General features: G+C 67.6%; 16 protein-coding genes. 7 read left to right on the forward strand and 9 right to left on the reverse strand.

Annotated features, from left to right (window positions below):
• Window positions 1–24 precede the first annotated feature (24 nt).
• Together AC5P7R_RS04985 and AC5P7R_RS04990 are read left to right on the forward strand one after the other, a co-directional pair.
• Window positions 25–1,002 (forward strand): zinc-binding dehydrogenase, encoded by a 978-nt coding sequence (locus AC5P7R_RS04985; RefSeq protein ID WP_111098134.1) that lies wholly within the window; start codon window positions 25–27, stop codon window positions 1,000–1,002.
• A 278-nt stretch (window positions 1,003–1,280) separates the two neighbouring features.
• The gene (locus tag AC5P7R_RS04990) at window positions 1,281–3,908 is read left to right on the forward strand and encodes a TonB-dependent receptor (RefSeq protein ID WP_478436571.1); all 2,628 of its coding nucleotides are present in this window, start codon (window positions 1,281–1,283) and stop codon (window positions 3,906–3,908) included.
• A 76-nt stretch (window positions 3,909–3,984) separates the two neighbouring features.
• Here AC5P7R_RS04990 and betT read toward each other — a convergent pair whose 3' ends face one another.
• From betT to AC5P7R_RS05010, 4 genes are all read right to left on the reverse strand, one after another.
• Complete coding sequence (gene betT, locus AC5P7R_RS04995; protein WP_478435872.1) at window positions 3,985–5,964, reverse strand: choline BCCT transporter BetT; 1,980 nt, start codon at window positions 5,962–5,964, stop codon at window positions 3,985–3,987.
• Between the two features lie 195 nt (window positions 5,965–6,159).
• Entirely contained in the window at window positions 6,160–6,540 is a 381-nt protein-coding gene (locus AC5P7R_RS05000; RefSeq protein WP_021204273.1) for a VOC family protein, read from the reverse strand.
• Between the two features lie 96 nt (window positions 6,541–6,636).
• Entirely contained in the window at window positions 6,637–6,960 is a 324-nt protein-coding gene (locus AC5P7R_RS05005) for a DMT family transporter (RefSeq protein ID WP_021204274.1), read from the reverse strand.
• Entirely contained in the window at window positions 6,960–7,313 is a 354-nt protein-coding gene (locus AC5P7R_RS05010) for an SMR family transporter (protein WP_227853818.1), read from the reverse strand. The genes AC5P7R_RS05005 and AC5P7R_RS05010 overlap by 1 nt, the downstream gene beginning before the upstream one ends.
• A gap of 150 nt (window positions 7,314–7,463) precedes the next feature.
• Here AC5P7R_RS05010 and AC5P7R_RS05015 point away from each other — a divergent pair, with 150 nt between their 5' ends.
• A complete protein-coding gene (locus AC5P7R_RS05015; protein ID WP_021204275.1) occupies window positions 7,464–8,315 on the forward strand; it encodes a LysR family transcriptional regulator in 852 nt (283 codons plus the stop codon).
• Between the two features lie 68 nt (window positions 8,316–8,383).
• Here AC5P7R_RS05015 and AC5P7R_RS05020 read toward each other — a convergent pair whose 3' ends face one another.
• A complete protein-coding gene (locus tag AC5P7R_RS05020; protein WP_478435873.1) occupies window positions 8,384–9,304 on the reverse strand; it encodes a M14 family metallopeptidase in 921 nt (306 codons plus the stop codon).
• 131 nt (window positions 9,305–9,435) lie between these two features.
• Here AC5P7R_RS05020 and AC5P7R_RS05025 point away from each other — a divergent pair, with 131 nt between their 5' ends.
• The 3 genes from AC5P7R_RS05025 (at window position 9,436) to AC5P7R_RS05035 (ending at window position 14,197) form a co-directional block, all read left to right on the forward strand.
• Window positions 9,436–11,517, forward strand: a complete 2,082-nt coding sequence (locus tag AC5P7R_RS05025; protein WP_478435874.1) for a TonB-dependent receptor family protein — start codon at window positions 9,436–9,438, stop codon at window positions 11,515–11,517.
• A 62-nt stretch (window positions 11,518–11,579) separates the two neighbouring features.
• Window positions 11,580–13,352 (forward strand): chloride channel protein, encoded by a 1,773-nt coding sequence (locus AC5P7R_RS05030; protein WP_346484043.1) that lies wholly within the window; start codon window positions 11,580–11,582, stop codon window positions 13,350–13,352.
• A gap of 128 nt (window positions 13,353–13,480) precedes the next feature.
• The gene (locus AC5P7R_RS05035) at window positions 13,481–14,197 is read left to right on the forward strand and encodes an MgtC/SapB family protein (RefSeq protein WP_070488711.1); all 717 of its coding nucleotides are present in this window, start codon (window positions 13,481–13,483) and stop codon (window positions 14,195–14,197) included.
• A 72-nt stretch (window positions 14,198–14,269) separates the two neighbouring features.
• On the opposite strand, the gene AC5P7R_RS05040 is transcribed toward AC5P7R_RS05035, so the two are convergent.
• On the reverse strand, window positions 14,270–14,677 hold the full coding sequence (locus tag AC5P7R_RS05040) for a MerR family transcriptional regulator (protein WP_019659950.1): 408 nt from the start codon (window positions 14,675–14,677) through the stop codon (window positions 14,270–14,272).
• A 63-nt stretch (window positions 14,678–14,740) separates the two neighbouring features.
• On the opposite strand from AC5P7R_RS05040, the gene AC5P7R_RS05045 reads away from it, so the two are divergent.
• On the forward strand, window positions 14,741–15,568 hold the full coding sequence (locus AC5P7R_RS05045; RefSeq protein ID WP_021204280.1) for a class I SAM-dependent methyltransferase: 828 nt from the start codon (window positions 14,741–14,743) through the stop codon (window positions 15,566–15,568).
• Between the two features lie 85 nt (window positions 15,569–15,653).
• Here the strand turns inward: AC5P7R_RS05045 and AC5P7R_RS05050 are convergent, their stop codons facing one another.
• From AC5P7R_RS05050 to AC5P7R_RS05060, 3 genes are all read right to left on the reverse strand, one after another.
• Window positions 15,654–15,944, reverse strand: coding sequence for a DUF6959 family protein (locus tag AC5P7R_RS05050; RefSeq protein WP_019659952.1), 291 nt, complete (start codon window positions 15,942–15,944; stop codon window positions 15,654–15,656).
• A gap of 119 nt (window positions 15,945–16,063) precedes the next feature.
• A complete protein-coding gene (locus tag AC5P7R_RS05055; protein ID WP_134731548.1) occupies window positions 16,064–16,900 on the reverse strand; it encodes an OmpA family protein in 837 nt (278 codons plus the stop codon).
• Window positions 16,901–16,963: 63 nt separating this feature from the next.
• Window positions 16,964–21,982: a YadA-like family protein gene (locus AC5P7R_RS05060; protein ID WP_478435875.1), complete on the reverse strand. Its 5,019-nt coding sequence runs from the start codon at window positions 21,980–21,982 to the stop codon at window positions 16,964–16,966.
• Between the last annotated feature and the right edge of the window lie 80 nt (window positions 21,983–22,062).

Here is a 22,062-nt window from a genome sequence, read left to right on the forward strand (position 1 = left end):
TCCACTTTCCCCGGAACACCGCCCATGCGCGCTGCCCAGTACTCCTCCTTCGGCAACCCGGCCGACGTCCTCGCCATTGCCGATGCCGCCCTGCCCGAGCCTGGTCCCGGCGAGGTGCGCATCCGCACCGTGCTGGCCTCGATCCACAATCACGACCTGCTGACCGTGCGCGGGCTGTATGGCTACAAGCCGACGCTGCCGGCGATTGGCGGCAGCGAAGCATTGGGCGTGGTCGACGCACTGGGCGACGGCGTCGACGGCCTGCAGATCGGCCAACGCGTCGCCGCAGCCTCGGTACACGGTACCTGGGCCGAAGCGTTCATTGCACCGGCACGCATGGTCATTCCGATGCCGGAGGCGATTCCGGACGAGATGGCCGCACAGTTGATCGCGATGCCGCTGAGCGCGCTGATGCTGCTGGAATTCCTGCACGTCGAGCCGGGCCAGTGGATCGTGCAGAACACCGCCAACGGCGCGGTCGGCAAGTCGCTGGCCATGTTGGCAAAGGCGCGTGGCGTGCATGTGGCCAACCTGGTGCGCAACGCCGATGCGGTCGCGCAGTTGCAGGCGCTGGGCATCGATCATGTGTTCGACACCTCGGTGGACGGCTGGAAGGATCGCGTTCGTGAAGCGACCGGCGAAGCACAGGCGGCGGCCGCCGTGGATTCCATCGGCGGCGACGCCAGCGGTGACCTGGTCGACCTGCTCGGCCACCACGGCACGCTGGTGTCGTTCGGGGTGATGAGCGGCGAACCGATGCGCATCCCGGCTGGCGGCCTGATCTACAAGGAGGCCACGGTGAAGGGCTTCTGGGGCAGCAAGGTCAGCCAGGCGATGGCCGTGGAGGACAAGCGCCGGCTGGTTGGCGAACTGCTGAAGCGTGCGGCGAGCGGCGAACTGACCTTGCCGGTGGAGCAGATCTTCGCGCTGGACGACATCGCCCAGGCGGCGAAGGCCGGGGCCGGTTCGGGCCGCAACGGCAAGGTGCTGCTGCGGCCTTGATGGGCTGGCATTGCCTTCTGTAGAGCCGAGCCATGCTCGGCTGTTTCCGGCCAGTGTGTGGAGCCGAGCGTAGGCTCGGCTCTACAGGGGCGTGCGGACCAACGGTCCGCACGCACCAAAGATCGGTCCGGCACCCACCGAGTGGGTCTGCTCCAACGGAGGCACCGACTTTCGTTAAGAACCTGTGATGTATAACTGAATGCGCTTTCGTCATTGGAAGGCGCATGTACCTGCATGCGGTACTGACGGCTCCTCCCCCGTTCGGCGTTGTCGCTTCCATGTACCGCACCACCCTGAACCTGCTTGCCGGCGCCATCGCGCTGAGCCTCACCGCTGGCACTGCCAGCGCCGCTGAAACCGCCGATGCCGGCAAGGACAGCACCACCCTCGGCGCCGTGCTGGTGACCGGCTCCAACATCAAGCGCAGCGATACCGCCGGGCCGAACCCGGTGCAGATCGTCAGCCGTGAACAGATCGAGCAGACCGGCCGCTCCACCCTCACCGACGTGCTGCGCAACCTGTCGGCCAATGCCGGCAACAGCTTCGACGAGCAGTACACCGGCAGCTTCGCCGCCGGCTCGGCCTCGATCGGCCTGCGTGGCCTGTCGCCGAAGAACACACTGGTGCTGGTCAACGGCTATCGCGTCTCCAACTTCGGCTTCGCGCTCAATACCCAGGACACCTTCGTTGACCTCAACGCGCTGCCGATCAGCGCGGTCGAACGCATCGAAGTGCTGAAGGACGGTGCCTCGGCGGTGTACGGCTCCGACGCCATCGCCGGCGTCATCAACATCATCCTGCGCAGGAACTTCCAGGGCGTGGAAGTGGGCGGCGGCTTCGGTACCGCCACCCAGGGCGGCCTGGACGAACGCAAGGCCAACCTGCTGGCCGGCTTCGGCGACCTGGAGCAGCAGGGCTGGAACGTGCTGTTCGGGCTGGACCTGCTCAAGCGTGATCGCCTCGACGCCGACCAGCGCGCCTATACCCGCAGCGGCGATTTCCGCGACAAGCCCGGCGGACGCCTGGCCGGCTGGTCCACCGCCGGTGGCAATTGGCTGTCCAACCCGCGCGCGCCGCAACCGTTCGCCAACTGCCCGGATGGCAGCCAGCTGCGTCCCTACAGCGATTTCGGCAGCACCCTGCCCGACCAGGCCTGCGCCTTCAATGCACAACCATTCAAGACCCTGCAACCCGGCGCCGAGCGCCTGCAGGCCTCGTTGAGCGCGACCTACCGCTTCAATGACAGCGTGGAGGCCTTCGCCGATGTGCTGTACAGCCACAACGAGGCCGACCAGATCTTCAGCGCGCCGCTGACCGTCGGCCCCGGCCTGCGCGCCTACAACCCGGCCACCGGCACGCTGATCGACGTGCCGGCGGTGCTGCCGGTCGGCCATCCCAACAACCCTGGCAGCACGCCACTGCCGTTCGAGTACACCTTCTTCGACCTCGGCCCGCGCCTGAAGCACAACACGCAGGTGTTCTACCGTGCCCTGGCGGGCGTGCGCGGCAGCGGCGAACGCTGGGACTGGGAAGTGGCAGCGCTGACCTCGCAGAGTGCACAGCGCGAGTACGTCGACAACTTCGTCAATCGCTATGCGTTCGAGCAGATCCTGCGCGATGGCAGCTACAACTTCCTCAACCCGTCCAGCACGCCGGGCGCGCTGGATGCACTGCGCCTGCAGACCAAGCGCCCGGGCTGGTACAGGCTGCACTCATTGAACGTGAAGGCCTCGACCTCGCTGTGGGAGCTGCCGGCCGGTGCGGTCGGCTTCGCCTGGGGCGCCGAGTCCCGCAAGGAGTCGCTGGATGCGCGTACCAGTGCACAGGTGCTGTCGGGCACCGAACTGCGCCCGGCGATCAACGTGGTCAACGGCGAACGACAGGTCAGCGCCGCCTATGCCGAACTGAGCGTGCCGCTGCACCGCACGCTGGAACTGCAGGTTGCGGGCCGCGGCGACCACTACGATGACTTCGGCAAGGCGTTCTCGCCGAAGGTGGCATTGCGCTGGCAGCCGCTGGACAGCCTGCTGCTGCGTGGTTCGTTCTCGCGTGGCTTCCGCGCCCCCTCGCTGCCGGAGATCGCGCCGGGCCAGACCGTCAGCTACGGCTCGGTGATCGATCCGCTGGATCCGCTGCAACCGGGCGGCAGCCGTGGCGTGACCAATATCCGCACCGGCAACCCGGATCTGAAGGCGGAGCGCTCGCGCAATTTCAACGTGGGTGCAGTGTGGTCGCCGGATGGTGATACCAGCATCGGCGTGGACTGGTACCGCATCGAGCAGGACAACCTGGTCAAGCCGGACAGCGCGCAGTTCATCGTCGACAACCCGACGCTGTTCCCCGGTCGCGTGCAACGTGATGCGCAGGGACGCATCCAGTTCATCACCAACCAGTACGCCAACCAGGGCGAACTGACCACCTCGGGCCTGGATCTGGACGCCAGCCGCATCTTCCGTACCGACGGCTGGGGCAACTTCACCGTGGCCGGCAGCTGGACCCACCTGCTCAGTTTCAAGCAGCCGCTGGTGGCCGGCCAGTCGCCCTATGACGGGGCCGGCAACAACCGCCACGGCGCGCTGCCGCGCACCCGCGGCACCACGTCGCTGAACTGGGCGGTCGGTGACTGGAGCAGCACGCTGAGCCTGCAGTACGTGAGCGGCTACGACCAGCGCGTGGCGACGGCGACCAGCAACCCGGGCCTGCGCGACCGCGTCAAGCCGTACCACCAGCTGGACCTGTACGTGGCGTACGAAGGGATTGCCAACACCACGCTGTCGCTGTCGGTGCTGAACCTGACCGACAAGGACCCGCCGTTCGACCCGGCCGGTGGCTCCAACGGCTTCGACATCAGCCAGTACAACCTGCGCGGGCAGTTCGTCTCGCTGGGCGCGCGCTACCGGTTCTGATGCACCAACGGGGCGGCGGTGATGCGCCGCCCCGTACGCGTTGCCGGCCAGCGGCCGGCACTACCATCAATGTGCATCACCGGCTCAGGTGCAGGAACTGCAGGTGCCGTTCGTACTGGCTGATGATGTCGTTGATGATCTGCTTGCGGCTGTAGCCCACCAGGTCGTAGTCCTGGCTGCCTTCGAACAGGTGCACCTCGGCGCGGTAGTAGCGCTGGTTGCGCAGCTGCTGCGCGGCAAACGACGGGGTCAGGTAGCCGCTCAGGATCACCCGGTACAGGAAGTCCTGCTGCTCGCCGTGGTTCACCGTCAACTCCATGTCGCCGGCCTCGAAGCGCGTGGCCACGTCCCAGCCCTGCCCGCGCAGCTGCTCGGCCACCGCCTCCATCGCCGGCTTCACCGTGTCATCCATGAAGCGGTAGACCTGGTCGCGCACCGGGAAGTGCATGGCCTGGCTCAGGCGCTGGCGCCAGCCCTGGTGGTGGCGATCGCCTCCGATCAACGGCGATGGCCGGTACTGCAGCGCGCGCTTGCGGTGCGATTCGTCACTGAAGGCGCGGGTCAGCCCCCACATCATCAACAACAGGATCGCCGAGAACGGCAACGACGCCAGCACCACCGCCGATTTCAGTGCGTCGATACTGCCGGCCAGCAACAGGCCCGCGGTCAGCACCGCGATCACCGTGCCCCAGAACACCCGCAGCCAACGCGGACCATCATCCTCGGGTGCGCCGCCATGCGAGGACAGCGTGGACAACACCACCGCCCCCGAGTCAGCGGAGGTCACGAAGAAGATGAAGCTCACCAGCACCGTCACCGCGATCACCGTGCGGCTCCACGGGTAGCCATCCAGCAGTGCATACAACACGGTCGGTGGGTCATCCACCGCCAGCTGCGCCAGTTGCTGCTGGCCGTGGTGGAGCACCTGGTCCAGCGCGCTGTTGCCGAAGATCGACAGCCAGGCCAGGGTGAAGCCGAGCGGGATCAGCAGCACCCCGAACACGAATTCGCGGATGGTGCGGCCACGTGAGATGCGCGCGATGAACAGGCCGACGAACGGTGCCCAGCCGATCCACCAGGCCCAGTAGAACACCGTCCAGCCGCCCAGCCATTCCGGTCGGCCGCCATAGGCGTACACATCGAAACTCTTGCCGACCACGCTGCCCAGGTAGTCGCCCAGGTTCTGCATCAAGGTGCTGAACAGGTACTGCGTCGGCCCGGCAAACAGCATGAACAGCACCAGCGCGATCGCCAGCAGCATGTTGATGTTGGCCATCCAGCGCACGCCCTTCTCCACGCCGGAGACCGCCACGGCCACTGCCGCACCCATCATCGCCACCACCAGCATGATCTGCACCAGGTTGGAATGCGGGATGTTGAACAGGTGCGCCAACCCGGCATTGAGGTGCAGCACGCCGAAGCCCATGTCGGCACCGATGCCGAATACGGTGGCGACGATGCCCAGCGCATCCACGGTGTAGCCGATCGGGCCATTGATGCGCTTGCCGATCAGCGGGTACAGCGCCGAGCGCAGGGCCAGTGGCAGGCTGTGGCGATAGGCGAAGTAGGCCATCGCCATCGCCGCCAGCGCGAACACGCCCCAGCCGTGCAGGCCCCAGTGCAGGAACAGCAGCTGCATGGCCTGGCGCGCGCCAGCCTCGCCTGCGGCCGGATCGCCCTGCGGCGGCTGCAGGTAGTGGGTCAGCGGTTCGGATACGCAGAAGAAGAACAGGGTGATGCTGATGCCGGCGGCGAACAGCATGCCGGCCCATGAGAGGTAACTGAACTCCGGCTCGTCATGGTCGGCACCCAGCTTGATGCCACCGTACTTGGACAGCGCCACGCCCACCACGAACACCAGGTACAGGGTCATGGCCAGCAGGTAGTACCAGCCGACGTTGAGGGCGGCCCAGTCCTGTGCCTTGAGCAGAAGGCGGCCCGCGCCGAGCGGAAACAGGCTGACGAACAGCGCGAACGCCACGACAACGATCGCCGCGAAGGCGAACACAGGCCGAAGGGTGCGCACCGGGGATTGTTGCGGCTCCAGTACTTCCATGGGGCGGCGTTCTCCGGTAGATCAAAGGGTTAGCCGACCGATTCTGGCTGAACCGCAGTGGACAGAGCATGAAGTTGCGGCCTGTGGTCGCAGGCCCGTCCGCTCATTCCGTGGTATCACGCGCGCGCTGCGACGCACCCTGCTTGCGCGGGCCGCGCGCACCGCCTGCGGCGCGGCCACGCGCATCCTGTCCGATCACGACATTACATGCACCGCACACAGCTTGTTGCCATCCGGGTCACGCAGATAGGCCAGGAACACCTGCCGACCGGACATGTTGCGGACGCCGGGCGGATCTTCGATGGCGGTACCACCGTGAGCCACTCCAGCTTCCTGCCAGGCACGCACGGCCTCTGCACTGCCCAGACTGAAACCGATGGTGCCACCGTTGGCATGGCACGCTGGCTGCCCATCGATCGGCGCGGTTACACCGAACATCCGTCCATCCTTGAAGTACAGCAGCCGTCCCTTCTCGTCGAATACGCCCGCACGCGCGGCCATCGCAGCGAACAGGGCGTCGTAGAAGCGACGCGCGGCATCCATGTCGTTCGTTCCTACGGTGATGTGGCTGAACATGCGGGCACTCCATGTGGAAAACCGCAGTGTCGATGAGCGCGGGCGACTTCGCAAATCGCTGCATCATCGCCGCCCCGCTCGCGACCGGGCGTGCTGCTACTTGGCGGTGCTGAGCAGCAGTACCGCCGCCGTGACCAGGGCGATGCCAACCCAGCCGATCAGCCGCAGGCGGTTACCGAACAGCAGGCGGCCGCAAGTGGCGGTACCGATCACGCCGATTGCACCCCACATCGCATAGGCGGTGGCCAGGTCCATGTAGCGCACCGCCTGGCCCAGCAGGGCGAAGGCGATCCAGACCATGACGACCGCGCCGACGCCCCAGCGCCAGCGGCGGAAGCCCTCCGACTTGGCGACCATCATGTTGGCGGCAACGTCGATCAGCGCAGAACAGATCACGAAAAACAGGGCCAGGGTATTCATCAGTGCGCCTCCCCGAGGGTGACACAGACGATGCCGACCACCGCCAGCACGAGGCCGGCCAGCTGCTGCAGCGACAGACTCTCGCCAAACACGGTGAGGCCGACCACGGTCAGCAGGGTCAGGCCCAGGCCTTCCCACACCGTATAGGCGACACCGACCGCGATGCGGCGGACCGACAGGGCCAGGAAGTAATAGGACAGCGCCAACGCGCCGGCCATGATCAGGTAGCCGGTCCAGCCACCATCGCGGGCGGCATGGGCCATGAACGAGGTGCCGACCACTTCGGCAACGATCGCCACGGTCAGGCAGGCCCAGGCGACCAGCGCGCCACGGGCGGGAACAGTACGGGACATGTGAAACTCCTTGCGGGACGCGGACAGCGCCCCGCCCTCAGTAGATCCACGCCATGCGTGGATGCCCCGCAGACAGGGGCGACGGCGGACAGTATCATCGCCTTTTACGGTCGATTCAAAATGGATACCATCGATAGGAGCGATGGATCAATGCCCTATTCCCCTGAATCCCTGCAGGCGTTCGTCGAAGCGGCCGCGCTCGGATCGTTCTCGGCGGCGGCGCGTCGCCTGCGCAAGACCCAATCGACGGTCAGCACCGCCATCGCCCACCTGGAGGCGGACCTGGGCGTCAGCCTGTTCGACCGCAGTGGACGCTACCCGCAGCTGACCGAAGCCGGGCGCCAGGTGCTCGCCCATGCCCAGGAAATCCTCGCCGCCGATACCCGCCTGCAGCAGTTGAGCGTGCGGCTGGCAGCCCCGGTCGAAGCGCGGCTGACCGTGGTGTTCTCCGACGTGTATCAGCTCGACCCGGAGCAGCGCGTGTTGCAGCGCTTTGCCGAAGCGTTCCCCGAGATCGAACTGGAATGGCTGGATGCCGAAGGCGAAGACGTGCTGGAACTGGTCGGCAGTGGTCGCGCAGCGCTGGGCCTGCTGCCGCGCCAGGAAAGCTACCCGGACGGTCTGGTGGCACGGCCGTTGGCCCATCACAGCGAACTGTCGGTGTATGTGGCGCGCGACCATGCGCTGGCCGACGCCGGCCGTCGCGCAGCTTCCCAGCTGGCACGGTACCGGCAGGTGCGATTGAGCGCGGAGGTCGACCATGCGCGGGCGGTTACCGGGCTGGCGTGGACCGCCACCGACTACCTGATGGTGATGGAGATGGCCGAGGATGGCATCGGCTGGGCCGAGCTGCCCCGCGCATTGGTGCAGCGCTACGACCGCGGGCAACTGGTGGAACTGACCCTGCCCGGGTGGCCGCGGCGCATCCACAGCGACCTGCTGTGGCGCCGCGACACGCCGCCGGGGCCAGCGGCGCTGTGGTGGGCCGACGCGTTGGGGTGAGGTAGCGCCGGCCGCTGGCCGGCAATCCTGTTGTCGCGTGGTTGCCGGCCAGCGGCCGGCACTACCGGTCAACGATGGGCGAGCGCGTAATCCAGCGACGCGCACACCGCTGCCACCTGGGCGTCGTTGCACTGCTGCGGGGTCGCCCGCGGGCTGTCCGGGTAGACCTCGGTGGTGGTGGTGTAGGTCGCACCGGTGATGCCGGCACACAGGCCCAGCTTCACCAGCGGGTACTCGATCACGCCGTGGGCCACCACCGGCGAACCGATGATCTCGCCCTTGTCGTCGGCCGGCGCGATGTGGGTGACCTTCTCCACCGCGGCGATGACTGCCTGCTGGAACGCCGCCTGCGGGTTCTCGCTGTCGTCCACCAAGTAGAAGCCATCGGGAATCAGGCCCGGCTCGAACGGTTTGCCGTCACGCGCGGCCAGCGCCGGGCGGAACTCGCTCTCGTCGCTGTCGGTGGTCTCGTGGAGGTCGATGTGCAGCACGAACTGGTCCTTGATCGGTGCGATCAGCTCCATCAGCGCGGTCGACTCGCGGGCCGGGCCATCGGCGCGGAAATTGCGGTTCGGGTCGATCGCATCGAAGTTCCAGCGGTTGATGCGCTCGAAGCCCCACGGATTCACGCACGGCGCCACCAGCAGATTGGCCTTGCCGGCGTAGTCGGCGGCGTGCTTTTTGAGGAATTCCAGCGCGCCCAGCACGCCGCTGGTCTCATAACCGTGCACGCCACCGGTAACCAGGGCAGCCGGCAGCACCGGGTTCCAATCGCGGCTGCGCAGGGCGAACAGAGTGTAGGTCTCGCCAGCGTAGTCGAGCTGGCCATAGGCCACCTTGTCGAAGCGCGATGCCAGCGCCTCGATGCGGGGCAGCACCTCCTCGTCATAGCGACGCAGGCGCTGCTGGCGGCCACGCCACACCTCCCGTTCCGCCGCTCCCCACGGCTGGCCAGGGGTTCCGACGGGGTAGAAAGCGGCTTGGGACATGGCAGATCTCAGCGAGTCAGTAAGCAATCGCCCACTCTATCACCGGGGCATCGGCATGAACCGGAGGCGCATTCCAATAGCGAATGGAATCAGCAATAATTCTCATTTACGACCTTCCACAACCTGCACCGATGCCCATCCTCGCCCTGCAACCGGCCCGCCTGCCCCTGGCCGCCGCCCTCGCCCTGTGCCTGCTCCCGACCACCCGTGCCTTCGCCCAGGACGGCGCCACCACGCTGGACAGCATCCAGGTCGCCGGCAGCTGGCTGGGTACCGGCCTGCATGACAGCGTCAAGCGCTTTGCCGGCGCGCGCACCGTGGTCGACCGCCAGCGCATCGAGGCCAGCGGCGCGGCCAGCCTCGGCGATGCCATGCGCCGTATTCCGGGTGTGCAGGTCACCGACAACTCCGGCACGGCCGGCAGCTCGGTCTCGCTCAACATCGGCGTGCGCGGACTGACCGGGCGCTACTCGCCGCGCTCGACCGTACTGCTGGACGGCGTTCCGCTGGCGGTGGCGCCGTATGGCCAGCCACAGCTGTCGTTCGCACCGGCCAGCCTGTCCAACATCGAATCGATCGACGTGGTGCGCGGCGGCGGCGCGGTGCGCTACGGGCCGCAGAACGTCGGTGGCATCATCAACTTCAGCACCCGCGCCATTCCCACCGAGGCCGGCCTGCACGGCGAAGCCGGCGTGCGCTACACCGCCTACGACCATGGCGGCGGCGACAGCGCCCAGTACAACGCCTTCCTCGGCGGCACCGGCGACAACGGCTTGGGCGCAGCCCTGCTGTACTCCGGCCAGGACGGCCGCGGCTGGCGCCAGGGCAGCGATGACCGCTTCAACGATCTCGCACTGAAGTTCGCCTACGCCATCGACGAACAGCAGGAGCTGCGTGCCAAGCTGTCCTACTACGACGTGCGCTCGTTGACCCCGGGCGGCCTGACCCGTGCGCAGTACGAGGCCGATCCGTTCCAGACCACCCGGCCGACCGATTTCTGGAAGGGCCACCGCACCGGCATCGACCTGGGCTACACCAACACGCTGTCGGCCAACAGCGAGTTCGAGGTGCTGGCCTATTACAACGAGAGCACCCGTGCCAGCTCGCTGATCAACGCCGCCAACACCCAGTTGACCGTGCAGCCGCGCGACTACCGCGTGCTTGGCATCGAGCCGCGCTATACCCAGCGCCTGCACTGGGGCAGCGCGGTGCATGACATCACCGCCGGCTACCGCTTCCTGCGCGAGCGCGGCAACGACCGCAGCTACACCGTCGCCCGCCGCACCGGCGCGGCCAGTGCCACCACCCGCTTCGACAACGCCACCGACGCGCACGCCTTCTACATCGACGACCGCATTGCGATCGGCCAGTGGCGGATCACGCCGGGCGTGCGCATGGAATGGATCGACATGGACCGCCGCCAGGCCGGAGGCACGGCGACCTTCAGCAGCCGCAACGACAAGGCCCTGCCCTCGCTCAACATCGCCTACCTGCTGACGCCGCAGCTGACCGTGTTCGGCAACTACACCATCTCGTTCGGACCGGTACAGAACATCCAGCTCAATTCGCAGACCGCCAGCAATCCGCTGAACCCGGAAGTGGCCAAGACCACCGAGCTGGGCGCACGCTGGCAGGATGGGGCACTGCGCGCGGAAGTGACCGTGTTCAAGATGCGCTTCGACAACCAGATCCTGCAGGTGCCGGGCATCACCCCGCCCACCTTCCAGAACATTGGTGCCACCGACCACAAGGGTGTGGAGAGCGCACTGGAGTACCACTTCGCCGAGGACGGCGCGCTGGCCGGGCTGGAGCTGTACGCCAACTACACCTGGACCAAGGCGATCCAGCAGTCCGGCGACAACCGTGGCCTGGACGTGCCGTTCTACTCGCGCGACACCGACAGCATCGGCGCCCGCTACGCGCTGGCCGGCTGGACCTTCAACGTCTCCAGCACCCACCAGAGCGGCCAGTTCTCCGACGCCGCCAACACCTGGGCCGAGAGCGCTGACGCGCGCTTGGGACGCGTGCCGGGCGTACGCCTGTGGAATGCCCAAGTGGCTTGGCAGGTGCCGGGGCTGGGTAACAGCGAGATCGCGCTGGGCGTGAACAACCTGGCCGACAAGCGCTGGTACACCCGCAACGTCGATGGCAACGCAGGCCGCATGGTGGCCGCGCCGCGCACCTTCTACGTACAGGGCCGCTACCGCTTCTGAGCCGGTAGCCGCCCGATGCGGTGACGGTGGCGCTCACGGTGGCGGCGTATCATGCCGCCACCATGTCTTCGCCCGTTCCGCCATCGCGCCTGCATCTGGCCTTCCAGGGCCTGCGCCTGCGGCTGCGCGGCAGCGACCTGTGGTTCATCGCGCTGGCGCTGCTGGTTGGCCTGATCGCCGGCTACCTGACCCTGCTGCAGTCGGGCATCGCGCGCTGGCTGCAGAGCACGTTGTATGGGCTGGACGACGGCATGCGGCTGAGCTCCCTGCCCTCGCTGACCTGGACCGCGCTACTGGTGCTGCCACTGGGCGGGCTGCTGGTCGGCCTGGTCAGCCTGGCGGCGACGCGACTGAAACGGCCACTGCTCGATGCGGTGGAAGCCAATGCGCTGCACGGCGGCCGCATGTCGATGCGCGACAACCTGATCGTGCTGACCCAGACCCTGTTGTCCAACGGCTGCGGCGCGTCGGTCGGCCTTGAGGCTTCGTATACGCAGATGGGCGCGGGCAGCGGCTCGCAGCTGGGCCGGGTGATGCGCCTGCGTCGCAACGACGTGCGCATCCTGGTCGGTGCCGGTGCCGCCGGTGCCATCGCCGCTGCGTTTGGTGCGCCGCTAGCCGGTGCGTTCTACGCCTTCGAGATCGTCATCGGCGCCTACACCCCCGCTGCGCTGGCACCGGTGGCCGTGGCCGCACTGGCCGGTGCGTTCGTGGCCGATCAGGCCGGCATCGAGGCTTACCTGCTGCCCGCCGCTTCGACCATAGACGTACGCGCCGCCGACTACGCCATTTACGGACTGCTGGGCTGCTGCTGCGCGATGGTCGGCATTGTCATCATGCGCCTGATCGCGTCCATTGAAGGGAGGGTCAAGCGCAGCCCGTTGCCGCTGTGGGGCCGCCCGGTGGTGGGTGGCCTGCTGCTGATCCCGCTGGCCCTGGCCAGTCCGCAGGTGCTGTCGTCCGGCCATGGCGCGCTGCACTTGGACCTGACTACCCACCTGCCGTTGATCTGGATCGGCGGCCTGCTGACCCTGAAGTGCCTGGCCTCGGGCATCTCGCTGGGCTTCGGCTTCCGTGGCGGCCTGTTCTTCGCCTCGCTGTTCATGGGCACCCTGGTCGGCGCCCTGTTCGCCGGCCTGCTGGCGATGGCCACCGGCGTGCCGGTAATCGACGCCACGTCCGCCGCGCTGGCCGGCATGGCAGCGTTGGCCGCGGCGGTGGTCGGCGCGCCAATGACCATGGCCATGCTGGTGCTGGAAGGCACGCACGATTTCCTGCTGACCAGCGTGGTGATGAGCGCGGTACTGGTGTCCAGCACGCTGGTGCGGCAGTGGTTCGGCTACTCGTTCTCGACCTGGCGCATGCACCTGCGCGGCGAGACCATCAAGAGCGCCCGCGACGTGGGCTGGGTGCAGAACCTCAACGCCGGCCGGCTGATGCGCAAGGGCGTGGCCACTACTCCGGCCGATCTCGATGCCGCCGCGTTCCGCCAGCGCTTCCCGCTGGGCTCGGGCAGCCGGGTGATCCTGATCGACAGCGAGGGCCACTACGCCGGCATCGTGCAGATTCCACGGGTCTACGGCGATGGCGTGAAACCGGAGACCATGATCGGCGAGCTGGCCGAGAACCGTGACGTCTCACTGTCACCGGCCGCGGACGTGGTCAGCGTGATGCAGCGTTTCGACCAGACCCAGGCCGACGAACTGGCGGTGGTCGGCGCCGACGGCCAGGTGCTGGGCGTCGTCTCCGAAGCCTTCGTCCGCAAGCGCTACGCCGAGGAACTGGACAAGCGCCAGCGCGAACTGATGGGCGAGCGCGTCGAGGACACCGACTGACCCCGCAAAAAGGGGACGGAGGGGATTAAGTCGTTTCTGGCACGCTGACTAACCACGCGTGGCGTGGACCGCTGGAAATCCATGCATGGCGTGGATCTACTGTCACCTCGACCGGGTAGACTCCGGCCATGCGCTTCATTGAGACCTTCCAGGCCGGTCCCTTCGCCGACACCGTGGTCAGCCTGCTGGCCGCCTTCGTGCTGGGCACGCTGATCGGCGCCGAGCGCCAGTACCGGCAACGCACCGCCGGCCTGCGCACGAATGTGCTGGTGGCAGTTGGCGCCGCTGCCTTCGTCGACCTGGGGATGCGCATCGCCGGCAGCGCCGAGGCAGTGCGGGTGATCTCCTACGTAGTCTCCGGGGTCGGCTTCCTCGGCGCCGGCGTGATCATGAAAGAGGGCATGAACGTGCGCGGCCTGAACACGGCCGCCACCCTGTGGTGCTCGGCGGCGGTCGGCAGCTGCACCGGCGCGGACATGCTGGCCGAGGGCGTGCTGCTGACCGTGCTGATCATCGCCGGCAATACCCTGCTGCGGCCGCTGGTGAATGCGATCAACCGCATCCCGATCAACGAAGCCGCCACGGAAGCCACCTATGAGGTGCGCCTGAGCGTGGATGCCGAAGCCGTACCACGGGTGCGTGAGCGGTTGGTCGATGCGCTGGAAGCAGCGCAGTACCCGGTCGGTGATGTGCAGGTGGTCGAGCATGCCGACGCGCCTACCGATGTGATCGCGGTGCTGGTCAGTACGGCGGTGAGTGCCGATGAACTGGACGTGGTGCTGGCACGGATGGAGCAGGTGCCGGGCGTGCTGCATGCCACCTGGGAAGTCAGTACCCGCGATTGATTCCATCCACGCATGGCGTGGATCTACCGAGGTCGTGGTGAAGTAGATCCACGCCATGCGTGGATGCTTCTCTCACCGACCCGCCATGCGCTGCTGCGCACGTAGCAGTTTCTGGAACGAACCGCACTTCCGGGCGTCCTCCGCCTGCGGGCAGGCCGCCGCGCGCTGCAGGTGCCGGCGCACCCGTTGCAGCCGGGTGATCTGCCGCTGCAGCACATCGGCCTGCGCCAGCAGGGCCTCCCGGTCCAGGGAGATGCACCCGCGCTGCAGTGGCAGCGATGCCCCGATCTGCTGCAGCGACAGACCGGCCGCCTGGCCGAGGCCGATCAACGCGAGCCGTTCCAGCACCTGCTCGTCGTACTGCCGGCGCAGGCCGCGACGGCCCAGTGCCTGCAGCAGCCCAAGTTGTTCGTAGTAGCGCAGGGTCGAGGCCGGCACGCCGCTGCGCTTGACCACCTCGCCAATATCCAGTTCGCGCACGGGCTTGACCTCAAGTGACCTTCAAGCGCCAACCTATGGGCAACTACCCACCGAGGCAAGGCCATGGCCAGCACCCCCCCCCTTGATCAGAACGCCCTGTGGAACGGCCCTGGCGGCCAGGTCTGGGTTGCGCAGCAGGCCCTTCTCGATGGCCTGTTCCAGCCGATGGCCGACCTGCTCGTGGCCGAACTTCCGGAAACCGTCACGCAACTGCTCGACATCGGCTGCGGTACCGGGGCCAGCCTGCTGGCATCAGCCGCCGCACGCCCGTCGGCGCACTGCACCGGCCTGGACATCTCCGCGCCGATGCTGGCGCTGGCCCGTCAACGCGCCGAGGCGGCAGGGCTGGACGCAGACTTCATCGTCGCCGACGCACAGCAGCATCCGTTGCCCACCGCGCACTTCGACTGGATCCAATCTCGGTTGGGCGTGATGTTCTTCGAGGATACCGGTGCGGCCTTCGCCAACCTGCACCGCGCCACGCGGCCCGGTGCCGGCCTGCGTTTCATTGCCTGGCGCAGCGCCGACGAGAATCCATTCATGACCACGGCCGAGCGCGCGATCGGCGATGCGCTTGAGCTTCCGCCGCGCGCACCCGGTGCCCCGGGACAGTTCGCCTTCGCAGATGGCCAACGCGTGCAGCGCCTGTTGCAGGCTGCCGGCTGGAAGGATGTGGAGGTGGTTGCGGTGGACCTTCCGTGTTCGATCGCACGCGATGAGCTGCCGACCTACGTCGGCCAGCTGGGCCCGGTGGGCCAGGCGCTGCGGGCGCTGCCCGAAGCGGAGGCCGCCGGGCTGCGCGACCAGGCGCTGGCAGCATTCACACCATTCATCGAGGGCGATCGGGTCCGCGTGGGTGCTGCCTGCTGGTTGATCCGCGCACGCGCATGACACAGAAAAGGGAACGGAGGGGATTAAGTCGTCCATGTCCCTGCCGTGCCGGGAACGACTTAATCCCCTCCGTCCCCTTTTTCTTCTACAGTGCCTCGCCGGCGTCGGCCAGGCGCGATTCGATCAGCGCATACCACTGCTGCAACACGTCGATGAGCATGTCCAGTTCGGCGTCGGTGCGCTGTGCGCGACCACTGCGCAGGCAGGCCTGGGCTTCCTGCAGCTGGGCAAGGAAGCCGGCCACGGTGTCTGCCTGCAGGATCAGGCCTGGCAGGCGCCGCCCTGGAATGCGTACCACGGCATGGTTGCCGAGCTGGCCGTACACGCTGAGTGTGGTTTCCGTCTTCATGGAAAGAGGCAGGAATTGAGCGTTCATCGCGTGCACCGTTAGAAGACCTGAGCCGCAGGCAGGCGTGGACGACGGGGGAGACGTTGCCACGCCTGCCGGCGGTCAGGGGGGACTCGGGACCGGGGCCTGGCCCCGGTGAGGGAATTTCAGCGCGGCTGTGCCACTCCGGCGATCTGCACGCGACGGTTTGGCGCCAGGCAGGCGATCAGCTCGCGCCGATTGCGCTGCTCGCACTGCACGATCGGCTCGGCCGCGCCGCGTCCTTCGGCGCTGATGCTGGCTGCAGGCACGCCGCCCTGCACCAGCGCGCTGCGCACGGCCTCGGCGCGGCGCTGCGACAGGGTCTGGTTGTAGCTGGCACTGCCGATACGGTCGGTGTAGCCGGTCACCCGGATCGACTGCACCTGTGCGGCTTCACGCACCTGCGCCAGGATGCCCTGCACCGCCTGCTGGCCCTCGGCGCTGAGTACCGCGCTGTCGAATCCGAACAGCGCGTCGGCAGACAGCCGCAGGGGTTGCTCCGGCAGCGGTGCCGGTGCAAGCGGCGCCGGTGGCCGCGGCGGCTCCAGCACGGCCGCGCACGATTCCGGCTTCCAGTACCCCGCCTGGGCAATGCCCTTGCTGTCAAAGCGGACCTGGAACTGGCAGGTGAAGTACTCCGCGCCCTGCGCGGTGCGGAAGTTGAACAGGTAGTTCCACTCGCGCACGCCCCACATGCCTTCATTGAAATGCGGCGTGCCCAGCAGCGTGTACAACTGCCGCTTGCTCATGCCCGGCGCGAAGCGGCGCAGGTCGGCGACGTCCGGATAGATGCCTTCCTTCAACGAGGCCCTGGAGGCCTCCGGGAACTGCACGGCGGTGGCTTCGGCAGGACCGTCCGTGGCCGGCGCATGGCTGCGGCAGGCGGCCAGCAGGCCCATCCCCAGGATCAGGCCCAGCGTAGCGGCATGTTGGCCGGCGCGGGCGATACGATGCTGTTTCATGTCATTCCCCCTGTAGACGTTTCCGCGGTACCGGGCCGCGCGTGCGGCCCGGCGGCGGAGATATCACCACTGGATGCCGGCACCGACGGCCACGCCGGCCTCGCCACGGCTGTTGGTGGAGCCGCTGAACTTGTAGATCCAGCGCCCTCCCTCGGAGACACCGGAGATACCGACCGCCACGCCCGACTCGCCGTTGTAGCTGCCGGCAGCGACCGAGGCCATGTTGCGGCCCGCTTCGCTGGGCTGCGGCAGGGCTGCGGTGGCCATCGCCGAGGCGATACCGGCCGAAGCACGGTTGTCGGTCTTGCGCAGGTCGCGCTCGAAGCCACCCATGCGCTCGTCGGTGTAGGCCTTGGACCAGTCCAGGGTCTGCGCCATCCCCGACTTCAGCTGATCCACGTTGACCGCGTCGGTACCGGCGGTGCCGGCGGCGACGTTGCGCACCGTGGTCGGGCCGCTGTTGGTGCTGCCCAGCGTGACACTGTTGTAGTTGGTCGCACCGTTCACCGTGGTGTCGTAGCGGATCGTGCCCTGCTGCGAGGCCTGCAGCTGGCGCACGTTGACCGCATCGGTGGCCTGCGAACCGTCAGCCACGTTGACGACCTGGCGTTCGGCGCCGCTGGCACCGACCGAGACCGTGTTGGCCCGGTTCGCCACCGAACCCGCCCCCAGCGCCACCGAGTTGTCGGCCTGCGCCTGCGAACCATTGCCCAGCGCGGTCGAGTTGGCACCGGCGGCGGTGGAGCCTGCACCACCGGCGGCCGAGTTGGCACCGCTGGCGGACGGATCGGCCAGGTTGTTGGTGTTGTTGGCGCGGAAGCTGCCGGCCACGTTGGTGATGTTCTGGATCTTCTGGTCGGTGTACTTCTTCGACTCATCGATGGCGTAGTTCACACCATTCTTCAGCTGGCCGACATTGGTTGCGTCGTAGGTGTCGGAGCCATCGGCAACGTGGGTGATCTTGCGCTCGCTGCCAGTACTGCCGACCGAGACCTCACCGGCCGAGTTGCTGGCGCCGGTCTGGCCGTAGGCACCGGTATAGCCGCTCTGCGCACCGACGCTGGCCACCGAACCGGCACCCAGTGCCACGCTGTTGCCGGCGCTGCTGCTGGCACCGTTGCCGACCGCCACGCTGTTGGCACCGGCTGCACTGGCCTGCGGGCCGACCGCCACCGCTTCCGCACCGGCCGCGGTGGCTGCGGCCGCCGTCGAGTTCACCGCCAGGTAGGCACTGCCACCGCCACCGTTGGTGATGCGCTGGTTGAGGACCTTCAGCGAGCCATCGACGGCAGTGAAGGCGGCGGTGACGTTGTTGTAATCGCCGCTGCTGAAGGTGCCATCGGTGGCGATGCTGGAGATGCTGAACGTCGGCGCGGTCCACGCGTTGGTGGTGCCGTTGTAGGCAGTGGTGCCGCCGAAGTAGTTGGCGATGGTGCTGTGGGTGCTGAACAGCTGGTCGCCGGTGATGGCATCGCTGCTGCCGGCCAGGATGCTGCCGGCGGCCACATTGGTGATCTTCACCGCGCCGCTGCCGGTGCCCGTCAGCGTCACGCTGTTGAGCACGTTGCCGCTGCCGTCGACGTCGTACTTCACTGCCAGCTTGTCGATCTCGCCGGTCTGGTCGGCCACATTGGCCAGTGAATTGCTGACCGCGTCGAAGGCGGTACCGACGTCGTTGTAGTTGCCCTTGGTGATCGTGCCGTTGGCGGCAACGTTATTGATCGAATAGGTCGGCGCGGTCAGTACGCCGCTGGCGTTGACCGCCGCGCCACCTCCGAGATGGGTGGCAACGGCCTGGTTGGCCGCAAACAGCTGGGCACCGTTGATGGCCTCGCTGCTGGTGGCACTGACCTGGCCCGGGCCCAGGTTGCGCAGCGTGGTGGCGGTGCCGCTCTGGCCCAGCGTGGCACTTGCGTAGTTGACGCTGCCGTCGCCGTTGAGGTCATAGCGCAGGGCGCCCTGCTCCGAGGCCTGCAGCTGGCCCAGGTTGACCGCATCGGTGGCCGCGGTACCGGCCGCCACGTTGATGACCTGACGCTCTGCGCCAGCGGCACCGATGGAAACCGTGTTGGCACGATCGGCAAGGCTTCCCGCCCCCACTGCGATGCTGTTGGCTGCCGTCGCCCGCGCATTGGTGCCGACCGCGATCGAATCGGCGCCGCTGGCCACGGCCTCGGTACCGGTCGAGTTCACCCGCAGGTACTTGGTACCGCCGTTGCGGATATCGGTGATCTGCGTGTTGAGGTTGACCAGCGAACCATCCACCGCCGCGAAGGCATCGGTGGCGTTGGTGTACAGGCCCTGGGCGATGGCGCCGGTGGTGGAGATCGTGCTGATCTCGAACAGCGGCGCAGTGAAGGCACCGCTGGCCGGATCGAACGCGGCGCGGCCACCGAAGAAGCTGGCGATGGCGGCGTTGGTCGCAGCCAGTTGGCCACCGTTGACTGCTTCCAGGCTGCCCGCGGTGACCGCGCCGCCTGCCAGGTTGCCGATGGTGGTGGTGCCAGTGCCCGCGCCAAGCGTCACCCGACGGTAGTTCGGGTTGCCGGCACCGTCCAGGTCGTAGGTCACCGCAGCTGCCGCCACATCATCGATCAGGCTGATGGCGCCCTTCAACTGGGCCACATTGACCGCATCGGTGTTGACGCTGCCGGCAGCCACGTTGGTGATCTGGCGCTCGCCGCCACCGGCGGTGCCCACCGATACTTCGCCGGCCGAGACCTGCGGTGCAGTGAGGCCATAAGCGCTGTAGCTGGCCTGCGCGCCGCGCAGTGCAGCCGAACGGTAGCCCAGTGCGACCGAGTTCGCCTGGTTGGAGGTGGCTTCAGCACCCAGCAGGGTCTGGCCGTTGGCGGTACCGACGGCACTGTCACCGACGATCACCGAATGGCCCATGCGCGCAGCGTAGTCTGCGGTCGGGACGCCGGTCGGGTTGGTGGGATCGTTCACGCCATCGCCCGGGAAGGCAACGTTGGCATCGACCCTGGGCAGTTCGTGCCGTGCATTGGCGCCGATCACCACTTCCTTCGAACCGTTGGCGAAGGCGCCGTCACCCATCAGCACCTGGTAGTCCTGTGCCGCGTTGACGGCCCAGCAGGAGATGTCGGCCAGCGCGATGTCCAGGCACTTCGCCGCCCATTCCGGCGAATCCGTTGGCAGCAGCAGCCCGAGCAGGCCACCCGGATTGCCGTTGTTGATGTTGTAGATGTAACTGTCCGAGGTAACGCCGCCAATGAGCGTCAGGTGCGAGCTGCCGCCGGTGACGGCGCCGCCGAGGCCATTGAGGGTGCTACCGACCGGCGACAGGTTGACCACCGGCAGGCCCAGCACATTGACCGTCGAGTAGGTCTGCATCACGTTGGCGTTGCTGAGCTTGAGATTGCCGTTGCTCAGGTAGCCGTCGCCGCCGAACAGGCTGCTGGTGGTCGGCCCGATGAGCTGGCCGACATTGCCGACCAGGCCACCGGTGCCGATGATCAGGCCCGCGTTCGGGTCGGCCGGCGCCGGCGCCTTTGGGCTGGTGGGCGGTATGGCCGAGGGTTGGGTCAGGCCGAGCCCGCCAAGCGTGCCGCCGACCAGCCCGCCTACGGCACTGCCGAGATTGCCGATGGTGCCGTTGAGGTTGCCGTTGAGCAGGTTGCCTACGGCGCTGCCGACATTGCCCAGCGTATCGCCCAGCAGGCCACCCAGGCCGCCGAGGCTGCCACCTGTAGCGCCGTTGAGTACACCGCCGACGGTGCTGCCCACTGCACCCGCTGTACTGTTGAGCGTGCCGCCCACGGCACCGCCAACGGCACCGCCAACGGCACCGACGGTGCCAACTGCATCGTTGAGCGCGCCACCGACGGTGCTGCCGACCGAACCGACCGTGCCGTTGAGTGCACCACCCACGGTGCCGCCAACTGCGCCAACCGTGCCAACAGCCCCGTTCACTGCACCACCCACCGCGCTACCGACAGTTCCAACGGTGCCATCGAGCGTGCTGCCCAGTGCTTCGCCTACCGTTCCAACCGTGCCGTGCAAGGCGCCGCCGACCGCACCAACCGTGTTGCCTACGGTGCCATCAAGCACGCCACCTACGGCGCCGCCTGCCGCGCCGACAACGCCGCCCACCAGGCCATCGACGCCCAGCGCGCTGTTCTGCGCCGCCACGGTCGCTTGGCCGGCCAGCTTCAGATTGCGGTCGGCCACGACTTCGTGGCCACCCGGCGCCTGCACGCGCACGTTGCCGGCAACACCGGTATCGAAGGCCGCGCTGATCGCACGATCATGAGTCTCGCCCGGCAGCTCCTCCTTGGCCGGCAGCGTGACCGCCGCCGTCGCCTTGACCTGCCCCTGGCCGTCGATCTGGTGGCCCGGCAGCTTCAGCTGCGAATCCACCTTGCCGTCAACGGACGCCTTGAGGCCGGACAGCGAGCCAGCCGGTGCGCCAGCAACAGCGGCGGCCGCCTTGGCACCGGTATCGATCGAGGCCACCTGGGTACCGGCGATGCCAACGCCGGCCTTCGCCTGGGCATCCGCAGCCACACCGAGCGGCGCATGCGCGGACGGCGCAACGTTGGCCGCCAGCGATGCATCAATCTTCGCCACATGGGACGCTGCATGACCCAGCCCGACATTGGCGCGGACATCGGCAGCCAGCGCAGGAACCGCGACCTGCCTCGGCGCAGCGCTCGCCGCCAGCTTCACCTGCACGGTGGCCGGCAGCACGTCGCGTACGATCGGCAGCGAGTTCGTACTCAGCTGCAGGCCGACACGCGCGTCAGCGCTGATAGCCGGACTGCTCTGCGCCTGGCGCGATGCGGCAGCCAGCGCCACTTCCGCGTCGACCTTGACCGGCATCGGCTGCGCGTACTTCGCGGCCAGTGCCTGCAGGTCACGTAGAGACTGATTGGATTCGGACGCGCCTGCATGCCCGCTGGCCAGCGCACACAGCAGGGCCAGGGCCAGTGCGGTCGGCATCAGCAGTGCACTGCGCGGATCGCGGGCGGCGCTGCCGCCGCTGTCGCCGGTGGCCAGTTCCGAGGCCACAACCAGAGCATTGAGCTGGCGGTTCCATACACGCCGGTAGATGCGGTTCATGAGCATTTCCCCCGTAGGCGAACAACTGGAATGTCAGTGGACTTGCCGTAAGGCAGGTGACTGACATTTCAGCGTTTGCA

It is taken from the genome of Stenotrophomonas sp. YJH_SMC_27 (assembly GCF_059369815.1).

What these genes read in the sequence shown, in the direction of transcription:
- AC5P7R_RS05020 (WP_478435873.1), bottom strand. Translation starts at nt 9,304, where the DNA reads ATGTCCCAAGCCGCTTTCTACCCCGTCGGAACCCCTGGCCAGCCGTGG.
- AC5P7R_RS05045 (WP_021204280.1), top strand. Translation starts at nt 14,741, where the DNA reads ATGGCCAGCACCCCCCCCCTTGATCAGAACGCCCTGTGGAACGGCCCT.
- AC5P7R_RS05015 (WP_021204275.1), top strand. Translation starts at nt 7,464, where the DNA reads ATGCCCTATTCCCCTGAATCCCTGCAGGCGTTCGTCGAAGCGGCCGCG.
- AC5P7R_RS05010 (WP_227853818.1), bottom strand. Translation starts at nt 7,313, where the DNA reads ATGTCCCGTACTGTTCCCGCCCGTGGCGCGCTGGTCGCCTGGGCCTGC.
- AC5P7R_RS05000 (WP_021204273.1), bottom strand. Translation starts at nt 6,540, where the DNA reads ATGTTCAGCCACATCACCGTAGGAACGAACGACATGGATGCCGCGCGT.
- AC5P7R_RS05005 (WP_021204274.1), bottom strand. Translation starts at nt 6,960, where the DNA reads ATGAATACCCTGGCCCTGTTTTTCGTGATCTGTTCTGCGCTGATCGAC.
- AC5P7R_RS05055 (WP_134731548.1), bottom strand. Translation starts at nt 16,900, where the DNA reads ATGAAACAGCATCGTATCGCCCGCGCCGGCCAACATGCCGCTACGCTG.
- AC5P7R_RS05035 (WP_070488711.1), top strand. Translation starts at nt 13,481, where the DNA reads ATGCGCTTCATTGAGACCTTCCAGGCCGGTCCCTTCGCCGACACCGTG.
- betT (WP_478435872.1), bottom strand. Translation starts at nt 5,964, where the DNA reads ATGGAAGTACTGGAGCCGCAACAATCCCCGGTGCGCACCCTTCGGCCT.
- AC5P7R_RS05030 (WP_346484043.1), top strand. Translation starts at nt 11,580, where the DNA reads ATGTCTTCGCCCGTTCCGCCATCGCGCCTGCATCTGGCCTTCCAGGGC.
- AC5P7R_RS05060 (WP_478435875.1), bottom strand. Translation starts at nt 21,982, where the DNA reads ATGAACCGCATCTACCGGCGTGTATGGAACCGCCAGCTCAATGCTCTG.
- AC5P7R_RS05050 (WP_019659952.1), bottom strand. Translation starts at nt 15,944, where the DNA reads ATGAACGCTCAATTCCTGCCTCTTTCCATGAAGACGGAAACCACACTC.
- AC5P7R_RS05025 (WP_478435874.1), top strand. Translation starts at nt 9,436, where the DNA reads ATGCCCATCCTCGCCCTGCAACCGGCCCGCCTGCCCCTGGCCGCCGCC.
- AC5P7R_RS04985 (WP_111098134.1), top strand. Translation starts at nt 25, where the DNA reads ATGCGCGCTGCCCAGTACTCCTCCTTCGGCAACCCGGCCGACGTCCTC.
- AC5P7R_RS04990 (WP_478436571.1), top strand. Translation starts at nt 1,281, where the DNA reads ATGTACCGCACCACCCTGAACCTGCTTGCCGGCGCCATCGCGCTGAGC.